Source organism: Flaviaesturariibacter aridisoli (assembly GCF_004343705.1).
GTDB classification, from domain to species: domain Bacteria; phylum Bacteroidota; class Bacteroidia; order Chitinophagales; family Chitinophagaceae; genus Flavisolibacter; species Flavisolibacter aridisoli.
In genome coordinates this window covers 61,745-84,858 of the sequence record NZ_SKFH01000017.1, presented here as the reverse complement: position 1 = coordinate 84,858, position 23,114 = coordinate 61,745, and the positions used below count along the sequence as shown (strand labels likewise).

At 61.0% G+C, this 23,114-nt stretch carries 11 protein-coding genes; 7 read left to right on the top strand and 4 right to left on the bottom strand.

Annotated features, from left to right (window positions below; all coding sequences use genetic code 11):
• Positions 1 to 159 precede the first annotated feature (159 nt).
• The 3 genes from E0486_RS11595 to E0486_RS11585 all read left to right on the top strand — a co-directional run bounded on the left by E0486_RS11595 (position 160) and on the right by E0486_RS11585 (position 2,194).
• Positions 160 to 1,041: a bestrophin family protein gene (locus tag E0486_RS11595; protein WP_131852340.1), complete on the top strand. Its 882-nt coding sequence runs from the start codon at positions 160 to 162 to the stop codon at positions 1,039 to 1,041.
• Positions 1,042 to 1,160: 119 nt separating this feature from the next.
• The gene (locus tag E0486_RS11590) at positions 1,161 to 1,613 is read left to right on the top strand and encodes a hypothetical protein (RefSeq protein ID WP_131852339.1); all 453 of its coding nucleotides are present in this window, start codon (positions 1,161 to 1,163) and stop codon (positions 1,611 to 1,613) included.
• Positions 1,614 to 1,669: 56 nt separating this feature from the next.
• Positions 1,670 to 2,194 carry a hypothetical protein gene (locus E0486_RS11585; protein WP_131852338.1) on the top strand — a complete coding sequence of 175 codons (525 nt, stop codon included), beginning with the start codon at positions 1,670 to 1,672 and terminating at the stop codon, positions 2,192 to 2,194.
• 84 nt (positions 2,195 to 2,278) lie between these two features.
• Here the strand turns inward: E0486_RS11585 and E0486_RS11580 are convergent, their stop codons facing one another.
• Both E0486_RS11580 and E0486_RS11575 read right to left on the bottom strand, forming a co-directional pair.
• Positions 2,279 to 3,055, bottom strand: a complete 777-nt coding sequence (locus tag E0486_RS11580) for a DUF6261 family protein (RefSeq protein ID WP_131852337.1) — start codon at positions 3,053 to 3,055, stop codon at positions 2,279 to 2,281.
• A gap of 612 nt (positions 3,056 to 3,667) precedes the next feature.
• Positions 3,668 to 3,808 carry a DUF1684 domain-containing protein gene (locus E0486_RS11575; protein ID WP_262709633.1) on the bottom strand — a complete coding sequence of 47 codons (141 nt, stop codon included), beginning with the start codon at positions 3,806 to 3,808 and terminating at the stop codon, positions 3,668 to 3,670.
• A gap of 493 nt (positions 3,809 to 4,301) precedes the next feature.
• Here E0486_RS11575 and E0486_RS11570 point away from each other — a divergent pair, with 493 nt between their 5' ends.
• From E0486_RS11570 to E0486_RS11560, 3 genes are read left to right on the top strand one after another with little or no spacing between them, the layout of a single operon-like run.
• Complete coding sequence (locus E0486_RS11570; protein ID WP_131852336.1) at positions 4,302 to 5,600, top strand: aminopeptidase P family protein; 1,299 nt, start codon at positions 4,302 to 4,304, stop codon at positions 5,598 to 5,600.
• A 5-nt stretch (positions 5,601 to 5,605) separates the two neighbouring features.
• The gene (locus E0486_RS11565) at positions 5,606 to 7,138 is read left to right on the top strand and encodes a WG repeat-containing protein (protein WP_131852335.1); all 1,533 of its coding nucleotides are present in this window, start codon (positions 5,606 to 5,608) and stop codon (positions 7,136 to 7,138) included.
• Positions 7,139 to 7,173: 35 nt separating this feature from the next.
• Entirely contained in the window at positions 7,174 to 7,998 is an 825-nt protein-coding gene (locus E0486_RS11560; RefSeq protein WP_131852334.1) for an alpha/beta hydrolase, read from the top strand.
• A 208-nt stretch (positions 7,999 to 8,206) separates the two neighbouring features.
• Here the strand turns inward: E0486_RS11560 and E0486_RS11555 are convergent, their stop codons facing one another.
• A complete protein-coding gene (locus E0486_RS11555) occupies positions 8,207 to 8,974 on the bottom strand; it encodes a toxin-antitoxin system YwqK family antitoxin (RefSeq protein ID WP_131852333.1) in 768 nt (255 codons plus the stop codon).
• 34 nt (positions 8,975 to 9,008) lie between these two features.
• On the opposite strand from E0486_RS11555, the gene E0486_RS11550 reads away from it, so the two are divergent.
• On the top strand, positions 9,009 to 11,594 hold the full coding sequence (locus E0486_RS11550) for a WD40/YVTN/BNR-like repeat-containing protein (protein ID WP_165917300.1): 2,586 nt from the start codon (positions 9,009 to 9,011) through the stop codon (positions 11,592 to 11,594).
• A gap of 73 nt (positions 11,595 to 11,667) precedes the next feature.
• On the opposite strand, the gene E0486_RS11545 is transcribed toward E0486_RS11550, so the two are convergent.
• A complete protein-coding gene (locus tag E0486_RS11545) occupies positions 11,668 to 23,097 on the bottom strand; it encodes a CARDB domain-containing protein (protein WP_165917299.1) in 11,430 nt (3,809 codons plus the stop codon).
• Positions 23,098 to 23,114: the final 17 nt, after the last annotated feature.

Below are 23,114 nucleotides of genomic sequence, written 5' to 3'. Positions count from 1 at the left end.
GCGACCAAGGGGCGCTTGCCGCCCCGCCGGCCATAGCCTATGGCGACGGCCGCGCCCCGCTGCCCTCCGTGCTGGCAGACCGGGCAAGCCCTTCCGGCCGGGTACAAAGAATTTTCCCCGCAGCGACCATTTCGATGTGAACTTCGGGCGCTGAATACCATGATCTATTACAATTCCAAAAACTGGCACCGCGCCATCTTTCTCGTGCACCGCTCGGACACCTTCCGCGCCCTGGTGCCCTACCTGCTGCTGATGCTGCTGTACAGCACCGGCGTGGTGTATGCCGAAAAAACGCTGCTGCACCTGCCACCCGACAGCTTCCTGCGCAACACGCCCACGATGCACACGCTCCTCGGCTTTGCCATCTCGATGCTGCTCGTGTTTCGCACCAACACCGCCTACGACCGCTGGTGGGAAGGCCGCAAGCTGTGGGGCTCGCTCGTCAACAACAGCCGCAACCTGGCCCTGAAGCTCGCCGCCATGCTGCCCGAAGCCGACGGCGGCGCACGCGTCTTCTTCCGCCAGGCCATCCCGCTCTATGCCCAGGTGCTGCAAAAGCATTTGCTCAAAGACACGACCCGCTTCGCCCTCGACGAAGGCGCCCACCCCGAGCTGCCTGACCTCGACCGCGCCCAGCACGGCCCCAACAAAGTGGCGGAAAGCCTCTACGCCAAAGTGTACGCGCTGCACCGCGAAGGCCTGCTCAGCGGCGAGCAACTCATTCTTCTTAACGGCGAGCTGTCCGCCTTCACCGACGTCTGCGGCGCCTGCGAGCGGATCAAGAACACCCCCATCCCCTACAGCTACAGCGCCTTCATCAAGAAGTTCATCTTCATCTACGTGGCCACGCTCCCCTTCGGCTTCACCTTTACCCTCAGCTACTACACGGTGCCCGTGACGCTGTTCATCTTCTACGTGCTGGCCTCGCTGGAACTCATCGCCGAGGAGATCGAGGACCCCTTCGGCCACGATACCAACGACCTGCCGATGCAGAAGATGGCCGACAACATCAGGGGAAACGTAGAGGGCATCCTGCGGTGAGACGAGAACGAGAGAACAAGAGAACGAGAGAACAAGAGAACGAGAGAATGAGAGAACGAGAGAACGAGAGAACGAGAACCGCCGGCAGGCGCCGGCACCTAACTACAAATAACAGCACTATGGCACTGTTCGGTCACTTCAAACAGAAACCCCTCTTCAACGATCCATTTTTCGGCGCGCTGCGTTATTACGAAGCGGCCAGCGGCAACTTCTACAGCGGCACGCGCGACTTCGCGCCCCTTGGTCGCCCCGTAGAAATACTGATTGAAGCCGATGAGAGCGGCCCCAGCGAGGAGCAGCGGGAATTCTTCCGCAGCGTGGAGCGCGACTACGCCCTGCTGAAAGAAAAGGCGCGTCCTTTTATCGAAGACGAGTTCCGCAATTGGCGCGAAGACTACGTGCTGCAGGACTTCGACGGCGAATTTTCGCTCGCGCACCTCCGCATCCCGCGCCCCGCACCCCTGCCCCGCCGCTGGGACCTTGCCTTCCACACCAGCGCCCACGACCTCGACCACCACATCACCATCGAGTTTGAAGAGTGGGAAGCGACGGGGATTTTGATTGACGGGTAATGCCAGCGCCGACACCGTCTTCCTGAACCAGCCATTTCACTCCGACCCCCCGGCACATGAACGCCTATCCCATCAAATCCGCCAGCCGCGACTACCGGCCCGAACCTTTTTACCTGCTGCAATCCAACGGCGCGGCGCAGCGCCTCGTGGCTTATTTCAACAGCGCCGATGCGATCCGGGCCGTGCTGTGCGCCTTTGTCGGGCGCGGCAATGGCTACCTGCGCGTAAAGCTGTTTGACGGGAAAAGCGAGGGCGATGCCAACGAGTACGAGGGCACCGTGTCGCAAACGCAGTTGCTGGGCGCGCTGGACGCCTTCGGCGACTTTATCTTTCACGACGGCTTCCACGAATTACTCGCGATGCATCCCGAAAACGGCGATTACATCGCTTTCGATGAGCACGGACTGCTGTTCCTCTACGTGACCGACCCGGAAGTGTACCAGCCTTTGCTGGAGGCGCAGGGCGCCGCCTACGACCCGGAGGGGCGCTTCATCTACGAATTCGATCACTGGCACGTTCGCCCGGGTGGTGCGGCGGGAGGCATGCAGGAACTGTTGCGGTACCTGGGGCTGGCGTCCTGAGCCGAGATGGTAAACAAATGGAAAGGCCGCCCTCCCGGGCGGCCTTTCCATTTCTTTCCTCTTTCCTATCCGAATGGATTGCGCCTACGCCCCTCCTCCCTGGGCAGGGGTTTGGGGATGGGCCTCGGCCCGCGTTGCCCGCGATGCCAGCAGGGTGCTGTATTCCTCGGTGATGGCATTGGCGGCGCCGATGGCGTTGAGCCAGGGCTGTTCGTCCTGCCGCAGGCGGCGGGCCGCGGCTTTGCCGCTTTTGAGATGGGTGGCTACCTCGTCGTACAGCGGGCGGGCCTCCGTGAGCTTGTCTTTCACGGTATAATCCACCTGCTGCTCCAGGGCGGCGCGCTCCTGCCCGCGGGCAACCGAGAGCGTGTCGTATTCGGTGTTGACCGTCTGCAGGCGGTCGGCCCAGGGCTGCAGGCCAAGCGCGGTCACGGCGGCGGATAGCTCGGGCTTTTCGCGCCAGTCGCGCATCATCGAATTAATGGTAGTCGTTTCTGCCTTGACGGTGAGCTTGGTGATGTTGCTGGCGCCGCCATACAGGCCGAAGTTCGCGTGCAGCTTTTTGCCGGCCGCAGCGCTGGCAGGATCCGGGTTATTGCGGTGGCCGTCGCAGATCTTTCCCAGCCCGATCACGTAGGCGTCGCGCTCGTCTTCCTTGGCCTGCAACGCCGTTGTTTGCGAGGACCCGGTGGCCTGCCGGTAGGCGATGGCCGCTTCCCGCATCCGGGCTTCCAGCTCGTTGAGGGCTTCGCTGAGCGCTTCCGACAGGTTGCCGGCGGCGCGTAGTACGCGGATGAATTGTTCGATGTACCGGATGGCTTCGGCTTGCGGAAGCCGTTCGAAGTAGAGCGTTTGCAACATAAGGAGAAGTTTTATGGTTTCCCTAATTTACTCTTTTTCGAAAAAAAACGTAGCCGGGGCCTTTTTTTTTCGTGGCAGCCTTCCGCGAAATGGGAAATGCCCTCCGCGGATTTGCAAAGCCTCTTTTCCAATCGGGGGATGCGGTTGCGGCGCCTGCAGCCCCCTTTTTACAGTTCGCGGGAGCCTGCGCGGGTTTGCAGCGGCCCTTTTACAACCGGGGGAGGGCTTCCGCGAGCCGCAGCGGGCTTTTTCCAATTGATGGCGCCCTTCCGCAACGGCGTAAAGCCATCCGCGGATCGTTGGAAGGCATCGCGGGCGCGGTAACCGCCTCCTTCGATTGAAGGACGGCTTCGCGGACGCCGCACAGGGTTACTTCATTTCGCGGGAGTGGGACTGCGCGATCAACAGGGCGGTGCCGGGCCGCATTTTGGGGGCCGTCGGCGCCAGTGCCTTTAAATGACCAAGTGAAAAATAGCGCCGGTTGATTGATCGGCCGGGCGGCGCTTCGTTCGCCGAAATGTTCACCGCAGAGGCTCGCGGGAGCGCAGAGGACGGTTTAGGGGCGTACTACCCTACAAGTGGGAACATGCGGACCGTCGAAACTCCTCCGGGTCAATGCACCGGCTTCGTATACTTCATCTCCCCGGCGTTGATGGCAACGGGCAGGCTGTTCTCCTTCGGCGGGATCGGGCAGTTGTAGCCCGTCGTGTAGCAGCAATAGGGATTATACGCTTTGTTGAAGTCGATGAGGATCTTTCCGTCCCGGATGTCGGGGATGGACGCGGCGGCTGCCCCACTTCATCCAGCTCGCCAAAAACCGCGACCGCATACGCAAGGTGATCGCGCGGTTGGAGAAAAAGAACGCGGATGCTTGAGGATCCGGAGGCATCAGGAAGACGGTATTTTTTCTCGCAGAGTTCAGGGAGCGATTCACGGAGGGCACAGAGAGCTTTGAACGTACCAACAAACCCATGAAGTGAACGAAAGGCCCGAAACGTCGTTTTCTGCGAGCCAGCGAGAGACGCCCGAATGTCGGACCGCTTCAGGTCGATGGGGTCGCCCAGGTAACCTGCCGGTAGCGAACCTGTCTCTGTGTCCTCCGGGAAACGCTTTGCTTTTCTGCGTTAAAAAAACATTTCCTCCATGCTAGTTGCCAGCCGGCGGAAAATCGGTTCATGACTCCGGTTGGCGACGTCCCTCCGCCCCTCCCCGTTCCTGCTTATCTTCACGGCCTAACCTCTTCGTCATGTATTTCACATCGCAAGACATACAGGCCCGCCGCGCGCGCCTCGCCGCCAAATGGAACAGCATCCTAACTGCCGATGAAGCCGTGCTCGTGCATTCCGGCCACCCGCTGCAAAAGCCCGGCGGCCTCGACCAGACCTATCCCTTCCTGCCGCACCCTTCTTACTTCTGGCTCACCGGCCGCCGCCGCGAGGGCGAAGTGCTGCTCTATAACCCGAACAGCGGCTGGATCGAATTCCAGACGCCCTTCACCAAGGAGCAGGCCGTGTGGGAAGGCCCCAAGTCGGACCTGCTGGTAGACGAACCCGGCAGGAAGACCGATGACCTCAAGCACTACCTGGAAGCGCAGCGCTTTTCGTCGCTGTACGAGCTGGGGCAAACGGATTTGTATACAGCGAAGGGCAAAGCGTTCGAGCTCAACACCGCCCTCGATCAAACGCGCCGGGTGAAAGATGCGGCGGAAGTGCGCCTGATTCGCTCCATCGCCGGTATCGCAAACGCCGGTTACCGGGCCATCACCGAAACGCTGCGCCCCGGCATTACTGAAAAAGACCTGCACGTAGCCTACGAAAGCGCCATCTACCGTGCCGGCGCACACAGCGTGCCCTACGAAAGCATCGTGGGCTCTGGCCGCAACGCCGCCATCCTCCACGCGCTCCCCACCATGAAGGTGATCGGCGACAAGGAACTCGTGCTGGTAGACGCCGGCGCCGACGTATACGACTACTGTGTGGACATCACCCGCACCTACGGCTCCTCCCCCGGCCTCGACAACCGCAGCAAGGCCCTTTACGAGCTCGTGCTCCAGGTGCAGCTCGCCTGCATCGAACTGTGCCGCCCCGGCAACTGGTGGCGCGACGTGCACAATACCGCCGCGCGGATGTTTACCGAAGGCCTCCGCTCGCTCGGCATCCTGAAGGGCGACGTCTCCACGCTCCTGGAAAAGGAAGTGGTCTCGCTTTTCTTCCCCCACGGCCTCGGCCACCTCGTGGGCCTGCGCGTGCGCGACACGGGCCATGCCGAAAACCTGGCCCCGAAGACCTACTTCGGCGCCCGCCTGCGGGTAGACATCCAGCTGGAACCCGGCCACCTGATTACGGTGGAACCCGGCCTCTACTTCATCGACGCGCTGCTCCAGGACCCCGAAAAGCAGGCACAGTTCAAGGAGAACGTAGACTGGTCTGAGCTGGAACACTGGAAGAAGATCGGCGGTGTGCGTATTGAAGACAACCTGCTCGTTACGGAAGGCGCGCCCGATAACCTGACGTCGGTGGTGGACAAAGCTTCTTCGCTCGACTGATGCGCATGCGTTCCGTACTCCTCTCCGTATGGCTACTGCTGGCGGGGATCGCCGGCGCACAGTCGCCGCTGGTCACCTTCCGGCCGGCGTCGGCCTTCAGGGGCGATGAAGCCTGCCTGCTCCGCTACCTGGAGGCCAACGGGCTGCTGGTGCCGCGTGCCGACCGCTATTACCTGTTGCACCGCGACTCGTCCTGGCTCGTAGACCAGGCGGTAAACCGCGGCGACACGCTGCGGCGGCAGTGGCACCTCACCGACCGCGGCGGCGCCTGCAAGGCCGGCCGCTGGGCGCTGCAAAAAACGGAGTGGATCATCCGAAAAGTTTATCGTCCGAACCCTGCCTTTCTGTATCAACGCTATTTCGAGAAATACGATCTCTTCAGCGGCGACTATGCCGCCGCAGGCAGTCCTGGTAAGATGGGGTTTATCAATACCTACGGCGAATGGATCATCGCCCCGGAGTACGACGACCTGAAGCCGCACGGCCTCGGCATCTGGGTGAAGAACGCGGCGGGCACGCAGATCATCGATGCCATTACCAGTGGCGGCAAAACCGACATCTACGACCGCATTGAAACGAGCATGCCCCGCGTGGGCCGCGACGCCCGGATAACGATGGTAAAAAAAGGAAATAAGGCCGGCGCCATCGGCCCCAACCGCAAGCTCGTCGTGCCGCTTGCTTACGACGACCTGCACGTTCTATCCTTTCAATACCTCCTCGGCGTCCGCAACCGCCGCGTGACCGTGCTCGACCCGGTAACAGGCCGCGCGCTGACGCCCTTCTACGACGATGTACGCATCGCTAAAGACCGCCGCCTGCTGGAAGTAAAAACAGATAGCGGCAACCGCATCATTGATCCTTACCACCTTGGTGACCGGGAAGCTCCGGAGGCCGCGCCGCGCGCCCAGGGCCGTTGCGGTTGCGGTGAGCCCGAAGGCGGCTACCTGCTCACGCTGCGCGTTGCAGGCGACAGCATCCTGCCCTGCAAGGAAGGCGGCTTCACCCGCACTGGTCGCAACGGCAGCCGGCGAGTCACCTGGGAAGAGGCGCTGCGCGATACAACGCAACCGCTCTCCAATTACAGCCTGGGTGAATTGTTCGATTGCGCGACCGGAAAGCGGCTGCCGACAACCTGGCGGCAATACTTTGTCAAGTCGGTCAACGGCGCGCTGTGGGTGGAGTCGGCTTTTGAATACGACTCGCTGCAGCCCGATGGTCAATGGCGCGACGGCCTGGCCGACCGGGCAGCGATCCGGGAGATTTACCGCGCACGTGCCGGCCGCATCACCCGCGTTTCGGCGGAATGGGTACTGAAAGTACCACCGTTGTCACCGGGAGGGATCGCCACCGTGCACCGCCTGCAGGCGCAGGCCACGATGAAGCTGGAAGAGAACTACTTCCTGCTCCGCAAGCTGATCGTGCCCGCGCTCCATGGCGACACCGCATCGCGGGACGCGCTGCTTCGGGCACCCTTGACCAACAAGGAAGGACTGCTCGCCTACTACCAGCTGCTGCTGCGCCTGCAGCCCCGCCGCTGAGCCACAGCTCCTATCTTTGACCCAACACATGCCCCATGAAACGACTCTTGTCCGTGCTCCTGCTCCTGGCTACGCTCCCATCGCTGGCCGCGGAGGTAGATACCGTCTCCATCTTCAGCAATGCCATGAACCGCGCCTATCGCTGCGTGGTGATCAAGCCCGAATCGTATAAGAAAGGAAAAGCGGCCTACCCCACCGTATATCTACTGCACGGCCTCGGCGGCAGGTACAGCGATTGGGTTACGAAGGCGCCCGAGCTGAAGGCCGCCGCCGACCGCCTCAACGTACTCGTGGTCTGCCCCGACGGGGCGGTCAACAGCTGGTATTTCGACAGCCCGGTAGACAGCTCGGCGCGTTTTGAAACGTATGTGGGCACCGAGATCCCGGCGTACATCGACGCGCACTACCGCAGCATCCGCGCGCGCAGCGCCCGCGCCATCTCGGGCCTCAGCATGGGCGGCCACGGCGCGCTGTTCATCGGCTACCGCCACCCGGCCACCTTCGGTGCCGTAGGCAGCATGAGCGGCGCTGTACAGCTCGAATACATCACCGCACCGATGTATGGTGTTGAGAAGCGCCTCGGCGATACCAGCAACAAAGCCCGCTACCGCGAATATTCCATCTTCGGCGTCCTCAACGACAAGCGCAGCGACAGCCTCGCCCTCATCGTGGACTGCGGCACGGAAGATTTCATCGTGGAAATGAGCCGCGCCCTGCACAAGCGCCTGCAGGAGCTCAGGATCCCGCACGACTACACCGAACGCCCCGGTCGCCACGACTGGCCGTACTGGAACAACGCCGTTCAATACCAGCTGCTGTACTTCCGAAACTTCTTTAATCGCGGGAAAAGCAGTTTGTAGTTTGTGGTTTGTAGTTTGTAGTTGTTGTTACCGCCAAATAAAAAGAGCTTCCGGAAACGGAAGCTCGTTTTTTTATTTCTTATCAGATCGTACAAAAAATCTTACGCTGTAACGAATTGAAGAAAGCTCGCGATCAAGAATAGCTTTCAACCGTATTAAATAGCATCTGCGTTCATCCTTTAAATCATAGCAATCTGCGTTCTTTCTCTTACCCACCGGTTTCACCCGTCCGCACATCATACTTCTTCCGGCCCTTGTGCTTTTTCTCGAAGTCCACCACGGCCGGCGGCTTTTTGAGCTTGTCTTTTTCGGGTTTGTTGTAATCGGGTCGGGTGGAAAGCGTCGCCTCGCGCACGCTGGCGTTGGCGCTGACGGTCATCGTATCGGTGGCGTGGGTGGAAGCGGGTACGATGGGCGCCAGGAGGGCATCGGCATCGCTTTCGCCTTCTTTCTTGAGGCGGTCCATAAACCATTCCTGGGTTTCTTCAAGGCGGCCGTCGCGGGCGTTAAAGAACTTCCAGGTGCCGTGCTTGTGGGCCACGGGCTCCACCTTTACGATGCGGTAGCCGGTGATCTTGTTGGGATCCTGCAGGTCGCGCACCGGCACGGTGTCGTAGGGGCTCTTCGGGTCGATAGCGCGCCACATTTCCTCGCGGAGGGGTTTGCCTTCGATGTCGAAATACACCTGCTTGCCGTCTTTCATACCCCAGCGGTACTGCTCCAGCGCGATCAGGTCGCCGTCGAGGCTGTAGCGGCGCCAGACACCGTTGCGGTAGCCGTCGTTGAAAACACCTTCTTCCTCATAGCCGCGCTCGCCGCGAACCGCCGCCTGCTTCACGACCCAAGGGCCCTGCTGCAGGCCTTTCTTGTCCACGCGGTTGAGCGTGTCGCCTTTGACACCGATAATAAAGCTTTTGTACTGGGCGGCGGCGGGCAGGGCAGCCAGCAGCACGAAGGCCAGCAACCAGCGGAACATCCGTATGTTTGAAATCCCCATAGAATCTATCCTTATGCCCCTAAAATTACCCCAAACCCTGCTTACCGGCGCCCTGCTATCCGTTACTTTTTTCACAAAGGCCCAGACCGGTCCCACGCCCGCGGCCGAGCGGATGCGGGGCCTGGAGCGTAAGGCGGCCCTGCGCCGCGCCTCGGTGCTCGACAGCGTGCGCTTTCGCAACATCGGCCCCAGTGTCATGAGCGGCCGCATTACCGACATCGACGTCAACCCTACCGATCCGACGGAGTTTTACGTGGCCTACGCCTCCGGCGGCGTGTGGTACAGCCGGAACAACGGCCAGAGCTTCACTCCTATTTTCGACAGCTCCGAAACCCTCACCATCGGCGACATCGCGGTAAACTGGCGCAGCGGCACGATCTGGGTAGGCACGGGCGAAGTCAACAGCAGCCGCTCTTCCTATGCCGGCACGGGGCTCTACCGCAGCACCGACCGGGGCAAGACCTGGCGCTATGCCGGCCTGCCAGAGTCGCACCATATCGGTAAGATCCAGCTGCACCCCGGCGACGATGCCACGGCCTGGGTAGCGGTGCTCGGCCACCTCTACTCGCCCAACCGCGAGCGCGGCGTGTACAAGACCACCGACGGCGGCGCCAGCTGGCGGCAGACACTTTATGTGGACGAGAACACGGGCGTGGTAGACATCGACGCCAACCCGCAAAACCCGCAGGAACTGTATGCCACTGCCTGGTACCGCACGCGCCGCGCCTGGAACTTCGAGCCCGCGGGCGCGGGCAGCAGCCTCTACAAAAGCAGCGACGGCGGCGAACACTGGACCCGTATATCTACGGAAGGCTCGGGACTGCCCACCGGCAAGGTCGTAGGCCGCATGGGGGTGGCCGTTTTTCCCAAAAACCCGAATACGGTATACGTGGTGGTCGACAACCAGACGCCGGCCAAAGACACGACTATCGGTGATACGACGCGGTACTTCCTGCGCGACTTCCGAGAACTCTCGCTGGACCGCTTTGCACAGCTCGACGAGCGCAAGCTCGATACGTTCTTCAAAAAGAACGGCCTCGCCCGTCGCTACAACGCCATTGAAGTGAAGCGCCTCGTGGCCACCGGCCAGCTGCGCCCGACGGCCATCTACGATTACCTCTATGTCAACACCGGTTTTGAAAACCCACCCGTGGGTGCCGAAGTATACCGCAGCGACGACGCGGGCCGCAGCTGGCGCAAAACCAACACGAAGCCGCTCACGTTGTACAGCACCTACGGCTACTACTTCGGCAAGATCTACGTGGCACCCGACGACGACCAAAAGGTGATGCTTCCCGGCTTCTACCTGGAGCTGTCCACCGATGGCGGCGCCACCTTTCGCCACATCGACAAAGGCAACGTGCACGCCGACCACCACGCCGCTTGGATCAACCCGAAGCGCAACGAGCAGATCTTCGATGCCAACGACGGCGGGCTCAACATCTCGTACGACAACGGGGAGCATTGGTTCAAGGCCAACACACCGGCGGTGGCCCAGTATTACTCCGTAACGGTCGACGACGCAAAGCCATACAACGTATACGGCGGCCTGCAAGACAACGGTGTATGGGTGGGCCCTTCCAACAACCGCGAAAACCCGGAGTGGCTATCGGATGGGAAATATCCTTTTCAACCCATCATGGGCGGCGACGGCATGCAGGTGCAGGTGGACCCGCGCGACAACACAACGACGTACACCGGCTTCCAGTTCGGCAACTACAGCCGCCTCAACCGGGCCAGTCCACAGGCAACGGCGAAGCGTATCACACTGCTGCACGCTTTGGGCCAGCGCCCCTATCGTTACAACTGGCAAACGCCGATCCTCCTCAGCCGCCACAATCCCGACATCGTTTACTTCGGCGGCAACCAGCTGTTCCGCTCCTTCAACAAGGCCGATACCTTTCTCGTTATTTCCGGTGACCTCACCAAAGGCGACGGCGGCGGCAACGTGCCCTACGGCACCATTACGGCGCTCAGCGAATCGCCCTTGCGGTTCTCGCTACTCTATGCCGGCACCGACGACGGCCGCGTGCACCTGAGCCGCGATGGCGGCTACAACTGGACGCCGCTCAGCGAGGGCAAGCGCCGGAACCCACTGCCACAGGGGCTTTGGGTAAGCCGGATCACGGCTTCGCGCTGGAGCGCGCCGCGTGTATTCCTCGCCCTCAATGGCTACCGGAACGACGACTTCCGTCCCTATCTTTTTGTTAGCGAAGACGAGGGCAGCACCTGGAGCGCCATTGGCACCGACCTCCCGCACGAGCCGGTGAACGTGCTGCGCGAGGACCCCAAAAATGCCGATGTTCTTTACGTGGGCACCGACGGCGGCGTGTACGTTTCCTTCGACCGTGGGCGGCACTTCATGGCCTGGACGGCCGGCCTCCCCTATTCGGTTCCGGTGCACGACATTGCCATCCAGGAACGCGAAAATGAGCTTGTGCTCGGCACACACGGCCGCAGTCTTTACATCGCAAAACTGGAAGATGTGCAGGGGCTGCAACAGGACCCGGAATGGTTGAAAAAGAAAGCCGCGAGGGCGAAAGAGAAGAAAGAGGAACCGAAGGGAGAACCAGAGCCGCTGCCCAGCGAAATAGACTGATCATATGCTTCTTCAACAAATAAAAAAGAAGCCGCTCCTTTCGGGGCGGCTTCTTGCATGAATGGAATCAGGATCAGAGTTTGATGACCTTGCGCTCGGCCGTTTCCTTCGTCTGGGTGTTCACAATCCGCAGCACGTAGGTGCCGGAGGTGAATCCCACGAGGCTCAGCGTGTAGCTGCTGCCGGTGAAAGAAGCCGGCTTGATGAGCGTGCGGCCGTACTGGTCCAGTAATTCTACAGTATGCGTGCCTTCGGTCTTGCCCGAGAGCCAGATCGTTACCTGGTTCTGCGTTGGGTTGGGACCTACGGTCACTTGTGTCGAAAGGCGGGCGTTCGCATCGCTGCCACCCGTGTTGCCCGATTGGGCCACGCAGTTGTTGACGATGTAGCTGAACGGTACCGGCGTTCCGAGGCACTTGTTGGCGATCGGCGTTACCGTCACCTGCGACAGGATGGAGCCCGAGGTGCCATTCTGCGTGGTAAATCCGGGGATCGTTCCGTAGCCCGTGGTATAGGGCAGGCCGACGGCCGGGTTGCTCTGCGACCACTGGTACTGCGTGCCGGCAACCGGCCCGCTGAAACTCACCGCCGCTGCGTTGACGCCACGGCAGTATACCTGGTCGGCCACGGCGTTCACCTTAGGCATCGGCGATACCGAGATGCGGAAGGATATCGTGTTGCCCGGGCAGGCGCCCACGGCCGTTACGGCAATCGTAGCGTTGGCCGTGCTGGTACCATTATTCACCGGGATGAATGCCGGGATGCTGTTGCCCGAGCCGCTGGCGGCAAGTCCGATGGCCGTGTTGCTGTTGGTCCAGGTGTACGAAGTGGCACCCGTGCCGCTGAAGGCAACCGGCGCTGTCGTACCACCGGGGCAGAACACCTGGTTACCGATGGTATTGACCGTCGGGCGGCTGTTGACCGTTACCTGCGTGCTGGCCGTATTGCTGCAGCCACCGCCGCCGCTGCCTACCGTGTAGGTGACGGTGTAGGTGCCGGGCGCGGAAGCCACGAGGTTGAGCAGGCCGGTTGCCGGGTCGATAGCGAGGCCGGCGGGGCTGGCGCTATACGTACCGTTGGCGGAGCCGCTGCGGTTGACGCTGGCGGAGCCGGTCGGGCAGAACGGCGAGCCGCTGTAGGAGATCGTGCCTGCTGCCGGAACCACGGTCAGCGTAAAGCTTTGCGCGGCGCCCGTGCAGGAGTTGGCGGCCGGCGTTACCGAAATGGTTGACACCTGGTTGACGCCTGTGTTGTTGATCGGGTTGTACGACGCGATCGAACCGGTCCCCGAAGCCGCGATACCCGTAGCACTGTTGTTGTTTGTCCACGAATACACCGCACCCGGGATCGTGCCCGTGAAGTTGAGCGCCGGGGATGCCGTACCGGCACACACAATCGTGTTGGCCGGGATCGTCACGTTGGGAGTCGGCTTCACCGTGATGCGGAAGGAAACCGGCGTCGACGTGCAACCACCGGAAACGGCCGTGGCGGTGATGGTGGCGATGGCGTTGACCGGGCCGTTGTTCATTGCGGTAAAGGCGGGAATTTGGCCCGTACCCGAAGCCGGCAGCCCGATCGACGGGTTGTCGTTGGTCCAGGTATACGACGTGCCGTTGCCGCTGAAGGCGATGGCGGGCAGTGTCGTCGAACCGCAGACCAGCTGGTTAGCAACCGTGTTGATCGAGGGAAGCGGTGCCACCGTGATCTGTGCGGAAGCCGTACCGGCTTGGCCGTAGCTGCTGTAGTTATACGTAACCGTATACGTGCCTGGGGTGCTGCCGGCAAGGTTCACCACACCCGTGCTGCTGCTGATCGACAGTCCGGCGGGAGCTGCGAAGGTGCCGCCACCCTGGCCGCCCAGTTCGGGGATCGCGTTGCCGCGCGCACAGTACGGACTGGCGGGGTAAGCAAGCGTGCTGACCACAAACGGATTTACCGTAATGGTGAAAGTTTGCGGGGCACCGGCGCAGGGCAGGTCACCGCCCATGTACACCGGCGTTACAGTCACGGTAGCCGTTACAGGCATGCTGCCCGTATTTACAGCCGTGAAGGAAGGCAGGTTACCCGAGCCGCTGGCCGCAAGGCCGATGGCGGGGTTGGAATTGACCCAATCGTATACGATGCCTGCGGGCGAGCCGGTGAAGGTCACCGGTGCCGTCGTGGCGCCGTTTCGGGTGGTCAGGTTGCTGATGGCGTTGGCCACCGCTTTGGGATAGATCGTCAGCATGGTGCTCGCCTGGACCTGCGGGCAGGTGCCGCTGGCAGCGAGTGTATAATACACCGTGTACGTTCCGGATACCGAAGTACCGAGGTTGACGGCGCCCGTTGTTGCATCAAGCACAAGGCCGGCGGTAGAGCTGAACACACCGCCACCGTTGCCGCTGAGGCTGGGCTGCGTTGTGCCGCTGGGGCAGAACGGACCGCTGTAGCTGATCGTAGCTGCCGGCGCCGCATTGACGGTCACCGTCGTAGCTGTGCTGAAGGCGCCGCAGCTGTTGACGGCTGCGATGTGATACGTGATCGTGTAGGTACCCGGCTGGCTCGTTGCCAGGTTGATGGCCCCGGTCGTGGCATCCAGCGAAAGCCCTGCCGGTGTAGCGCTGTAGGTGCCACCGGTGGTACCGGTTTGCGTGACTGCAATGCTGCCGCTGCCCGTGCAATAGGGCGAGCCGCTGTAGCTGATTGAAGCGTTGGCTGGTGCCGAGATCGAAAGGCTGTGGCCGGTGGCTTCGGTGATCACCGGCTGCGTGCTGACCACGCGCACCTGGTAGCCGTTACCCGAAGCGGTGTTGGCCGGAATGGTGGCGTTGATGACGCCGCTGCCGGTGGCCGTTACCGATCCGATCGTAACGGGGTTCGTGAAGGAACCGCTGGCGTCGCTCAGCTGGGCAATGAACTGGTTGCCGGCGCTGAATGTCCCACTTACGGTAAAGCTCACGCTGAGGCTGCTGCCGCTGCACAGGGCATTGGCGCCAGTTGCCGAAACAATTTCCTGGCAATTGCTGCCGTTGGTGCCCACTTGTACCGTATCGGTCACGATGCTGCCGTTGGCGTCGCTGACGGTGACCGTATAAATACCGGAGCCTACGATGATGCTGTCACCGGTTTCGCCGTTGCTCCAAAGGCGGCTGTAAGGCGCCAGGCCACCGCTGATGGCCACACGGGCCACCCCGTCGGTAGTACCGGTGCAGCTGGCAGGCGTGCTCGTAGCGAGTACGCTCATGCCACCGATGTCGGCACCGGCTTCGTTATCATCCGTATTGTATTCGGAAGGCATGCTGTTGATGATGCGGGCGATGACGCGGGTTTGTGCGTCGGTCACGCGCCAGACGGCCTGCAGGTCGTAGTCGGCACCCTCGGCCACGCTGATATTGCGCTGCGAGATGAGTACTTCCTGGCCCTGGTCGTTGAGATAGAGCAGCTGCAGCACAGCGTCGCAATCCTCGAAGCCGATGTTGTGGATGCGTCCCATAATGTGCAGCGTAGTGCCGGCGGCCGGACTGTTGTTGTCGAGTGTAAACGACTGCCACAGGAGGTTCGGGGCTTTGCCCACGATCACGGCGCGCGTCGCTTCGTTATTGAGCTCGTCACCTTCACCGATCTCATCGTCTTTGTCTACAACCGCGCGGATTACGTGGATACCACGAAGGTCGGAAGACCACTGGCGCGGCAAGCGCACGGTGCTGAGCTGGCTGTTAACAAGACCCGGAACGCGCACCTGTGTCAGCGAGTCGTTGTCTACCTGCGTGTACACGGTGCTTGAATCGGTGGTGCTGGCGCCGTTGTTACGGTAGCTGATGTCGATGTCGATCGGCTGACCCGGCTCGGGGTTCAGCAGCGAGGGTGCAATGTATTCCGAACGGGTCAGGTAGTCGGGCAGCGGAAGCACCACGTGCACGCTGACCACGATCTGGTTGTTGCCTTCGTTGCATTCAGTGTACTGATTGGCCGGATCCGCGGTAATGCGCACCTGGTAGTCACCGGTCTGCGTAAACACGTAAGCGTTCGGCAAGCCCAGGCCCAGCGGGCAGGCGCAGGTGTTGGCGATATTGGTGCTGACGGTGCCCAGGTTGAGCCAGCCGCTGATGCCGGGACCGCTTACCTCGAAGCGCACCTGGGCATGCGTAGCCTTGTACAGCCCGAAGTTGAAGAGGCCCGTTGCCAGTGTTACGGGCGTGTTGACGATCTGCGTCGGCTGGATATAAAGGCCACTGCCACAAGCGCCGTTGGTCGGCTGGAAGTCCCAGCAAAGCTTGGCGCTCGTGCTGTTGTTCGCCTCATTGGTCTCCGACAGCGTGTTACCCGGATCCACGGTGATCGTGAGATCGTTGTTGCCCGGGGCAGGAGCCGGCACGGTAACCGACACGAGCGTGTTGGCGCCCGGCGCCAGCGTACCCGTGAAGGTGTGCGTATAGTGCGTGCCCGCCACGTTGAAGTCTACGGTCAAAGGACCGGAGATGGCCACGAGGCTGGTATTAGCGAGCTGCGCGCTGATGGTGATGTTGGCCGGCAGCGAAGGCTCGGCGGGCATCACGGTTACGTTGCCGCAACCCCATACGGTCAGGTCGGGATTACAGGCAGCTACCTGCACCTGGTAAGAGGCACCGTTGTTGCCTTCGTTGTATTCGCTGATGGCGTTGGGAACGTCGCAGTCAAGCGTGAAGGTGTATACGCCGGTGAGACCGCTGTACACATAGTTGAAGTTGACGGTCGTTTCCCACAGTGGGTTGATGTTCCCTACCGGTTGCGTCAGGGTTGTCTCTACCACGCCGTTGCGCAGTACCGTCAGGCGGGCGTTGAAGGAGCCAGTGGGCAGGCCGCCCAGGTTGCGCACCAGGAAGCTGACGTTCGGGATGCCCTGGCACTGGTTGGCATTGAAGTACGACGGCAACAGGTTGGCCGGTGCGATGTCGGGTGCGTTGGGCAGCACCACTACACCGGTGTAAGAGCTGTTGTTGGACTCGCCGTTGCAGAGCTCATCCACGTCGTTGGCGGCGTCTGCAAGCGAGCGGATATAGGTGCTGCCGATGCTGTTGAAGGTCAGCGCCGGGAGCGTGATGGTTTGCTGGGCGCCGGAGGCCATCGAGGAAATGGCAAAAGGTGCGGGAACACCGGAAGCCGTCGGTGCTTCGATGGACAGCTTGTGGCTGCCGGCATCTACCCCACCGCCGTTGCCTTCGGTCACCGAGCCGCTGAGCGATTGACCCACGACAATATAGCGGGTGTTGCTGGCCGGGTATTGTGGCGTGATCGTTCCCGCGCCGATGCTGAGGGCAGAAGTAAGATCAGGGCCCGTGCACAGGGGACGCGGAATCACCACAAACTGGGTCGTGGTGTCGCCCTCGAGCGTGTAGTCGGTGATCGTCACCTGCACATGGTAAGTGCCTGGCGTGGCGGGGCCGCTAAAGGATGCGGCATAGGCGCCAAGGGCATTGCTATATACTACCTGCGTCTGCCCTGTTTCTACAACCTTGATCGTCACGGTAGCGCCGGCACAGGAAGAATCCTGCAACTGCACGGCCGTGTTGCGGTACCAGGCGGCACCCGAGAACGTGATATTGTCGCCCGTATAAATACTGCTTGGGGTCGGCGCTGAAGTGATGCCGATGTCGCCGGGCAGCTGGTAGTTGCCGTTGATGAACGGACGGATGGCCTGGTTGTCGAGCTCGTTGCTTTCATCAAGCACATTGGCGTCGTCGATGAACACCTGCATCGGGCACCACATCGGCACATTGGGCGTCGTGATGTTCCAGCTTACCTGCGTCGTACCACCGGCGCCCGACAGGAACGGAACGCTAAGTACGGTGTAATGCGTGGCCGTATCGTTTTGGTTCACGAGCCGCACCTGGAAGTTGCTCGCGTCGCGGCCCGAGTTGTTGTGGATTGTAGCCGTGATCGTCAGCGGCTGCGCGGGGTCGGGGTGCGCGTTGGAGAACGTGATGTCGTTAGCGAAGATGGATACATCCACGCGGGGCAGCACTACGGGACCGGCGAAGGGCCCGAAGGAAGCAGCACAGCCGCCCTGGTCGGTCGCCTGCACGGTCGTGTGCCAGTTGGCGGAAGCCTGCAGGAAGTTCACCACGATGAAGTAATCCTTGCCGTCGGTTACGTTCTGGTCGGCCGGATCCTTTTCAGTAAGATAGAGCGTACGGTCGCCACCATCGTTGAAGCTGCCGTTGCCTTCGAAGTCAAGCAGCAGCTTGATGGTATTCGACTGCGGCAAGTCGCCGTCGGCATCGGTATAGCGCACCTCGAATCGGTAATCGCTTGTGGGCAGGCCCGAGGCTGGGTTCATCACGCTGCTTACAAAGCCGGTGGCACCCGTAAAGCTGAGCGAAGGCAGGTGGTTCGTGCCATAGGTAACGGTCTTCGAAGCCGTGCCCGCGCAGCCATTGGCATTGGTAACGGTCACGGTATAAGTGCCATTCGCGGCAACCTGGATGCTTTGCGTCGTGGAGCCGGTCGACCATTGGTACGACGTGCCCGCCGATGCGGTGAGCGTGACGCTGCTGCCGATGCAATAGTTTTCTTCGCTGCCTCCGCTGATGGTAACCGCGGGGCTCGGGTTAACGATCAGCTGGAAGCTTCTTGCGGTACCAGCACAACCGCTGCCGCTAACCGGCGTAACGGTGATGGTAGCCACCCGCGTCGAGCCGCTGTTGTTGATGGCCGTGAAGGACGGGATATCGCCGGCGCCGCTGGCGCCGAGGCCGATAACAGGATCGTTGTTGGTCCAGTTGTAAACGGTACCCGCCGTGCCACCGCCAAACAGGACAGGAGTCGTGCCGGCGCCGTTGCACAGCGTTTGACCTGCCGGCGTGTTCACGGTTCCGGAAGCCAGGATCGTTACGGTTCTGCTGGTGCTAAAGGCAGCGCAGCCGCCCGTAGCAGGAATGGAATAGGTGACGGTATAAGTTCCCGGCAGGCTCGATTGTGGGAAGAGGTCACCGGTGCTGCCGTTGAGGGCAAGACCACCCGGTGCCGAAGTATAGGTGCCGCCGCCGGTACCCGTGCGGGTAACCGTTGCGCTGCCGCTGTTGTTGCAATAAGGGGAACCGCTGTAGCTGATCGCAGCGGAAGGCGTAGCGGTGATCGTTATGTTGGTGGTTGCCGTCACTTCACCGTGGCCGTTGCCGGAAGGGATGAAGTAGGTGACCGTATAATTACCGGGCGTAGACGAAGACACGTTGATGTCGCCATTGCCGCTGTTGAGCACCAGCCCGGAAGGCTGGGCGCTGTATACGCCGCCGCCGAGGCCGGTCTGTGTTGCCGTAGCCACGCCGAAGCCGGAACAGAACGGGTTGCCGGTATAGGAAATCTGTGCCGATGCCGTGGGCAGCACCTGGATCGTCGTGCTGGTTGTAGCGCCGGGGCAGGTACCCGAAGGCATGGTGTAGGTCACCGTATAGGTGCCGGGCGCAGTGATGTTCAGGTTGACCGAACCGGTGGTCGTGTTCAGGCTGAGACCAGAAGGGCTCACGCTGTAAGTACCGCCGGTGGTGCCGCTGAGGCTCACGTTCACCACGCCGCCGCCCACGTAATAAGGCGTGCCGCCGTAGCTGATGCTGGCCGTCGGCGCCTGGTTGATCTGTACAAATACATACGTGCCGCTCGACTGGCAACCAGGCGTGAAGGCATCGTAATAGATATAATTGCTGATCGGGCCGCTGCTCGAGGGATACAGCGTTCCTGATACGGGGTTCACGTTGAACCCGGCATAGTTGTAGAAGTGGCCTCCGGGCGTTCCGGTGAGTTGCACCTGCACAGAATCCACGTTGGTGCAGAATGTGTTCGTTCCGTAAGTAATGGTTGCCGAGGGCGGGTTGGAGATCGTCACCTGCGTCGAATTGGTAAACGAGGCGCAATCACCCGAGGCCGGCACCGTATAGGTCACCGTATAGGTTCCCGGAAGAGAACTGTAGCCGGTAATGGTACCGGTCGTTTCATCAATGACAAGACCCGCGGGTGTAGCGACAAAGGTACCGCCGCCGGCGCCGTTGCGCACTACTTCTATCGCACCCATCGTGGTGCAATAAGCTGCCTGTGCGTACGAGATGGCAGCCGAGGGTGACGGTGAAATTTCCACCGTGGTGGTCACCGTGTCGTTGGCGCAACCGGCGTGCGAAAGCACATAAGATACGGTATGCATACCCACGGCCGATGCGTTGAGATGGATCGTGCCGGTTGCAGGATCGATGGAAAGCGAGTCGCCGGCAAAGAAGGTACCATCCGTAACACCAGTGAGCGTTACCGGTGCAGAGCCGCCGGTATTGCAATACGGCGACAGCGGGTAACTGATCGCGGCCGGCTCAATTCGAACAAGGTCGATATAACCATTTGAATAACCGCCACCTTCTGTAACGCGGAACATGACGCTGTCGGTTGACGACAGGTAGCCGCGCCATACGTCGCCATGGTAATCGCAGCAACCGCTGTGCGTCCATACGCGGACGCCGTTGATCCAGAGCTCGGCCTCGTCGTCGTGGGTCGGGATGTTGATCTGGTAATAACCGCAGGGGAAGCCCTGGCGCTTCGCTGCCCAGGAATGGTAATCCCAGTTAACCGCGCAGCCCTGCCAGCCGGGTGCCGACGAAGGCGAATAATAGCCATACCAGAAGGCATCCGAGTGGTGGTTCAGTGCCGTATCCGTGAAATAACCAGCGTAGTTGGTCGTCCAGGAGTTGCCGTCGTTGTAGGATGTGCCGCCATTCCAGGCATATACGTTCCAGACATTGTTGCCATACACGGCCGGATCCCCGGCAACCGCCGTGAGATGCAGGCTGAACGTTGCCTGCGTCGAATCTACCCCGCAAGCAGACGAATATACATTATGATAAGCGATGGTGTAGTCGCCCGCCTGGCTGGTCAACGCATGGATCACACCGGTGCTGCTGTCGATGCTGAGGCCCGCGGGCGTAGCGGTGAAGTAACCGCCTGCACCGTCGGGCGCCTGGGTGAGCGTGGGCGTCAGGTCGCCTGCGGAGGTGCAATAAGTGCTCGCCGGGTAGCTGATCGTAGCCTTGGCCGTGGGCGTGAATACGATGGAGCCATACGAATAGCTGCTGCCTTCCGTTACCCGGAATTCTACGGTACTCGTATCATTGAGATAGCCGGTCCACACGTTCGTATTGCCGCAGCAGGTGTTATACACCAGCACGCCGTTAACAAGCACCTGTGCGTAGTCGTCGTGATAGGGAAGCGAAATGGTGTAGTAGCCGCAGGGGAAGCCTTTTCGCTTGGCCGACCACGAATGGAAGTCTACGTTTATGGGGCAGCCCTGCCAGCCCGGGGCGTCGGAAGGCGACGTCCAGTAAGGCCAGAAGTTCTGCGAGTTGTGGTTCAGCGACGAGTCGACGAAGTACCCGGCATAGTTTGTACTCCAGGAATTTCCGATGTCATAGTAGTAACCGGAGTTCCAGCCGTATACGATCCAGGCGTTAGTGCCGAAGACCGCAGGATCGCCCTGGGCGTTGCGGATCTTGAGTGTAGTTGTGGCCGTGTCTACGTGCTGGCCGCAGGCCTGCAGGGTGTCGATGTAATAAATCGTATAGTCACCGGCAGCACTGCTTGATGGGGATACGACACCGGTGAGGCTGTCGATTACAAGGCCGGCAGGTGTGGCCGTGAAGTAACCAGCGGGTGCACCGGGCGCCAGTACCACGGTCGGTGTCAGGTCGCTGCCCGTATTACATCCCGTGGAGGCCGTAGCCGACGGGTAGCTGATGCCGATTTCCGGTACGAGTTCGAAATTGAGGGCCCCGTACGAGCTGTAGGTATCGTCGGTGATCGCCAGCTCCACGGTACTGGTATCATTGAGATAGCCGGTCCACACAGTGGTATTGCCGCAGCAAGAATAATACACCTGTTGCCCGTTTATCTTAATGCGCGCATAGTAATCGTGGTAAGGAAGTATGATTTTATAATAACCGCAGGGGAAGCCTTTGCGCTTTGCAGCCCAGGAGAAGTAATCATTGTTTACAGTGCAACCCTGGTAGCCCGGCGCGCTCGATGGGGAAGCGTTGGGATCCCATTGGCTCTGCGAGTTGAAATTGAGGCCGGGGGCGGTGTAGTAACCGGCATAGTTGTCGTTCCAGGAAGAGCCGTTGTCGTAATAGGTGCCGGCATTCCAGGCGTATACATTCCATTGGTTGTCTCCAAAAACAGAGGGATCGCCGATAGCGCTGTTGGCAACGGTCACCGTCTGGCTGACGCTGCTGCAGCCCGGCGTGTTGCCGGTAACGGTGTATTGCACCGATTGGCCCGGCGACAGGCTGATGAACTGCTGGTTGGCGGCAACGTAATAATTCCAGATGCTGCTCTCGGCCTTGCTGCGCGCTTCGGGCGACAACACCGTATTGTAGGCAACAATGTCGTAGAATTCGCAATCCGAACGCTCGCCGTAGTAACCGTTGCCGTTCAGCTGCAGGCCATACGGCGGGTACACGCCATTGCTGTTGCTGGAAAGGAGGGAGCCATTTTCATACACCTGCGACACGCTGCCGTTGGAGGCGCCGGTATGCACGTAAATGCTGTTGTCGGCGGCCATGCTGTAATCAAGATGTACCCAGCCTTCGAAGTAAGCATCCCCGTGGCGGCCGCCGTGGAAGCCGAGGAGCCAGTTATTGCTCACCGACGAAAGTACGCGGGCACGCGCGCCGCCGGTTTGCCGCGAGGCGCAGATAACGGTAAAGGGGTTCGTCAGGTAAGTAGGCATCTGCATGTATTGCGATGTGTTAAACACGAGTGCCGGACGGCTGTTGAGCAGGCTGCTTTCGATGAACTGGGGCTGGGCACCTTCCGTCGCCTGCACTTCGTCGAGCCCGTTGCCCGACTGGTCGTAGAGCTTTACGCAATAGCCGGCCGAGCCGCCGAGCCAGGTGTGTATGGCATCCAGGTCGAGGTGCGGACCGGAAGCGCCGAAGTCCATCTCAGCGTTGTCGCTTGCGCGGCGCAGCCGGATGATGGAGCCGGTGTAACCGGCTTTGAGCAGCCGCAAGCCCACCGCCATGCGCACGTTGGCCGGGGCCACGTCGGCCGGCAGCAAAGCGGGCGACCAGCTGTAGGTGCCAGCGCCGGAAGCCACCAGCGTGGCCGTGCTGCCCGAGCAGGTAGTGGTTGGGCCGGACACCTGGAGCACCGGCGGTGCATTGATACTGATGTTGAGACCGTTGTCGGGACCGGTCACTACCGGGTTAGAGGCCACAACGCGGATGCGGTAGCCATTACCAGTGACCGCGCCGGAAGGAAGGGTGGCGCTGATCGTGCCGGAGGCTGTAGCCTGCACGGAACCGATCGTCACCGGGCTTCCGAATGAACCGTTGGCGGAGCTCAGCTCGGCGCTGAAAACGTTGGCGCCGTCAAAGACGCCATCCGCCGTATACGGTATGTTCAGGGTAGACCCGGCGCAGAAGACGGCGGGATCAATGGTTCCGATCTGCACGGTCTGCCCTTGGGCAATGCAGGCGACAAAGAAGGTAAGCAGCAGGATCAGGCTCCGTTTCATCGTATAACAGTTTAGGG

Coding starts and splice junctions, on each gene's coding strand:
- E0486_RS11590 (WP_131852339.1), top strand. CDS start 1,161: ATGGCACTGTTCGGTCACTTCAAACAGAAACCCCTCTTCAACGATCCA.
- E0486_RS11545 (WP_165917299.1), bottom strand. CDS start 23,097: ATGAAACGGAGCCTGATCCTGCTGCTTACCTTCTTTGTCGCCTGCATT.
- E0486_RS11565 (WP_131852335.1), top strand. CDS start 5,606: ATGCGTTCCGTACTCCTCTCCGTATGGCTACTGCTGGCGGGGATCGCC.
- E0486_RS11595 (WP_131852340.1), top strand. CDS start 160: ATGATCTATTACAATTCCAAAAACTGGCACCGCGCCATCTTTCTCGTG.
- E0486_RS11560 (WP_131852334.1), top strand. CDS start 7,174: ATGAAACGACTCTTGTCCGTGCTCCTGCTCCTGGCTACGCTCCCATCG.
- E0486_RS11555 (WP_131852333.1), bottom strand. CDS start 8,974: ATGTTCCGCTGGTTGCTGGCCTTCGTGCTGCTGGCTGCCCTGCCCGCC.
- E0486_RS11580 (WP_131852337.1), bottom strand. CDS start 3,055: ATGTTGCAAACGCTCTACTTCGAACGGCTTCCGCAAGCCGAAGCCATC.
- E0486_RS11550 (WP_165917300.1), top strand. CDS start 9,009: ATGCCCCTAAAATTACCCCAAACCCTGCTTACCGGCGCCCTGCTATCC.
- E0486_RS11585 (WP_131852338.1), top strand. CDS start 1,670: ATGAACGCCTATCCCATCAAATCCGCCAGCCGCGACTACCGGCCCGAA.
- E0486_RS11570 (WP_131852336.1), top strand. CDS start 4,302: ATGTATTTCACATCGCAAGACATACAGGCCCGCCGCGCGCGCCTCGCC.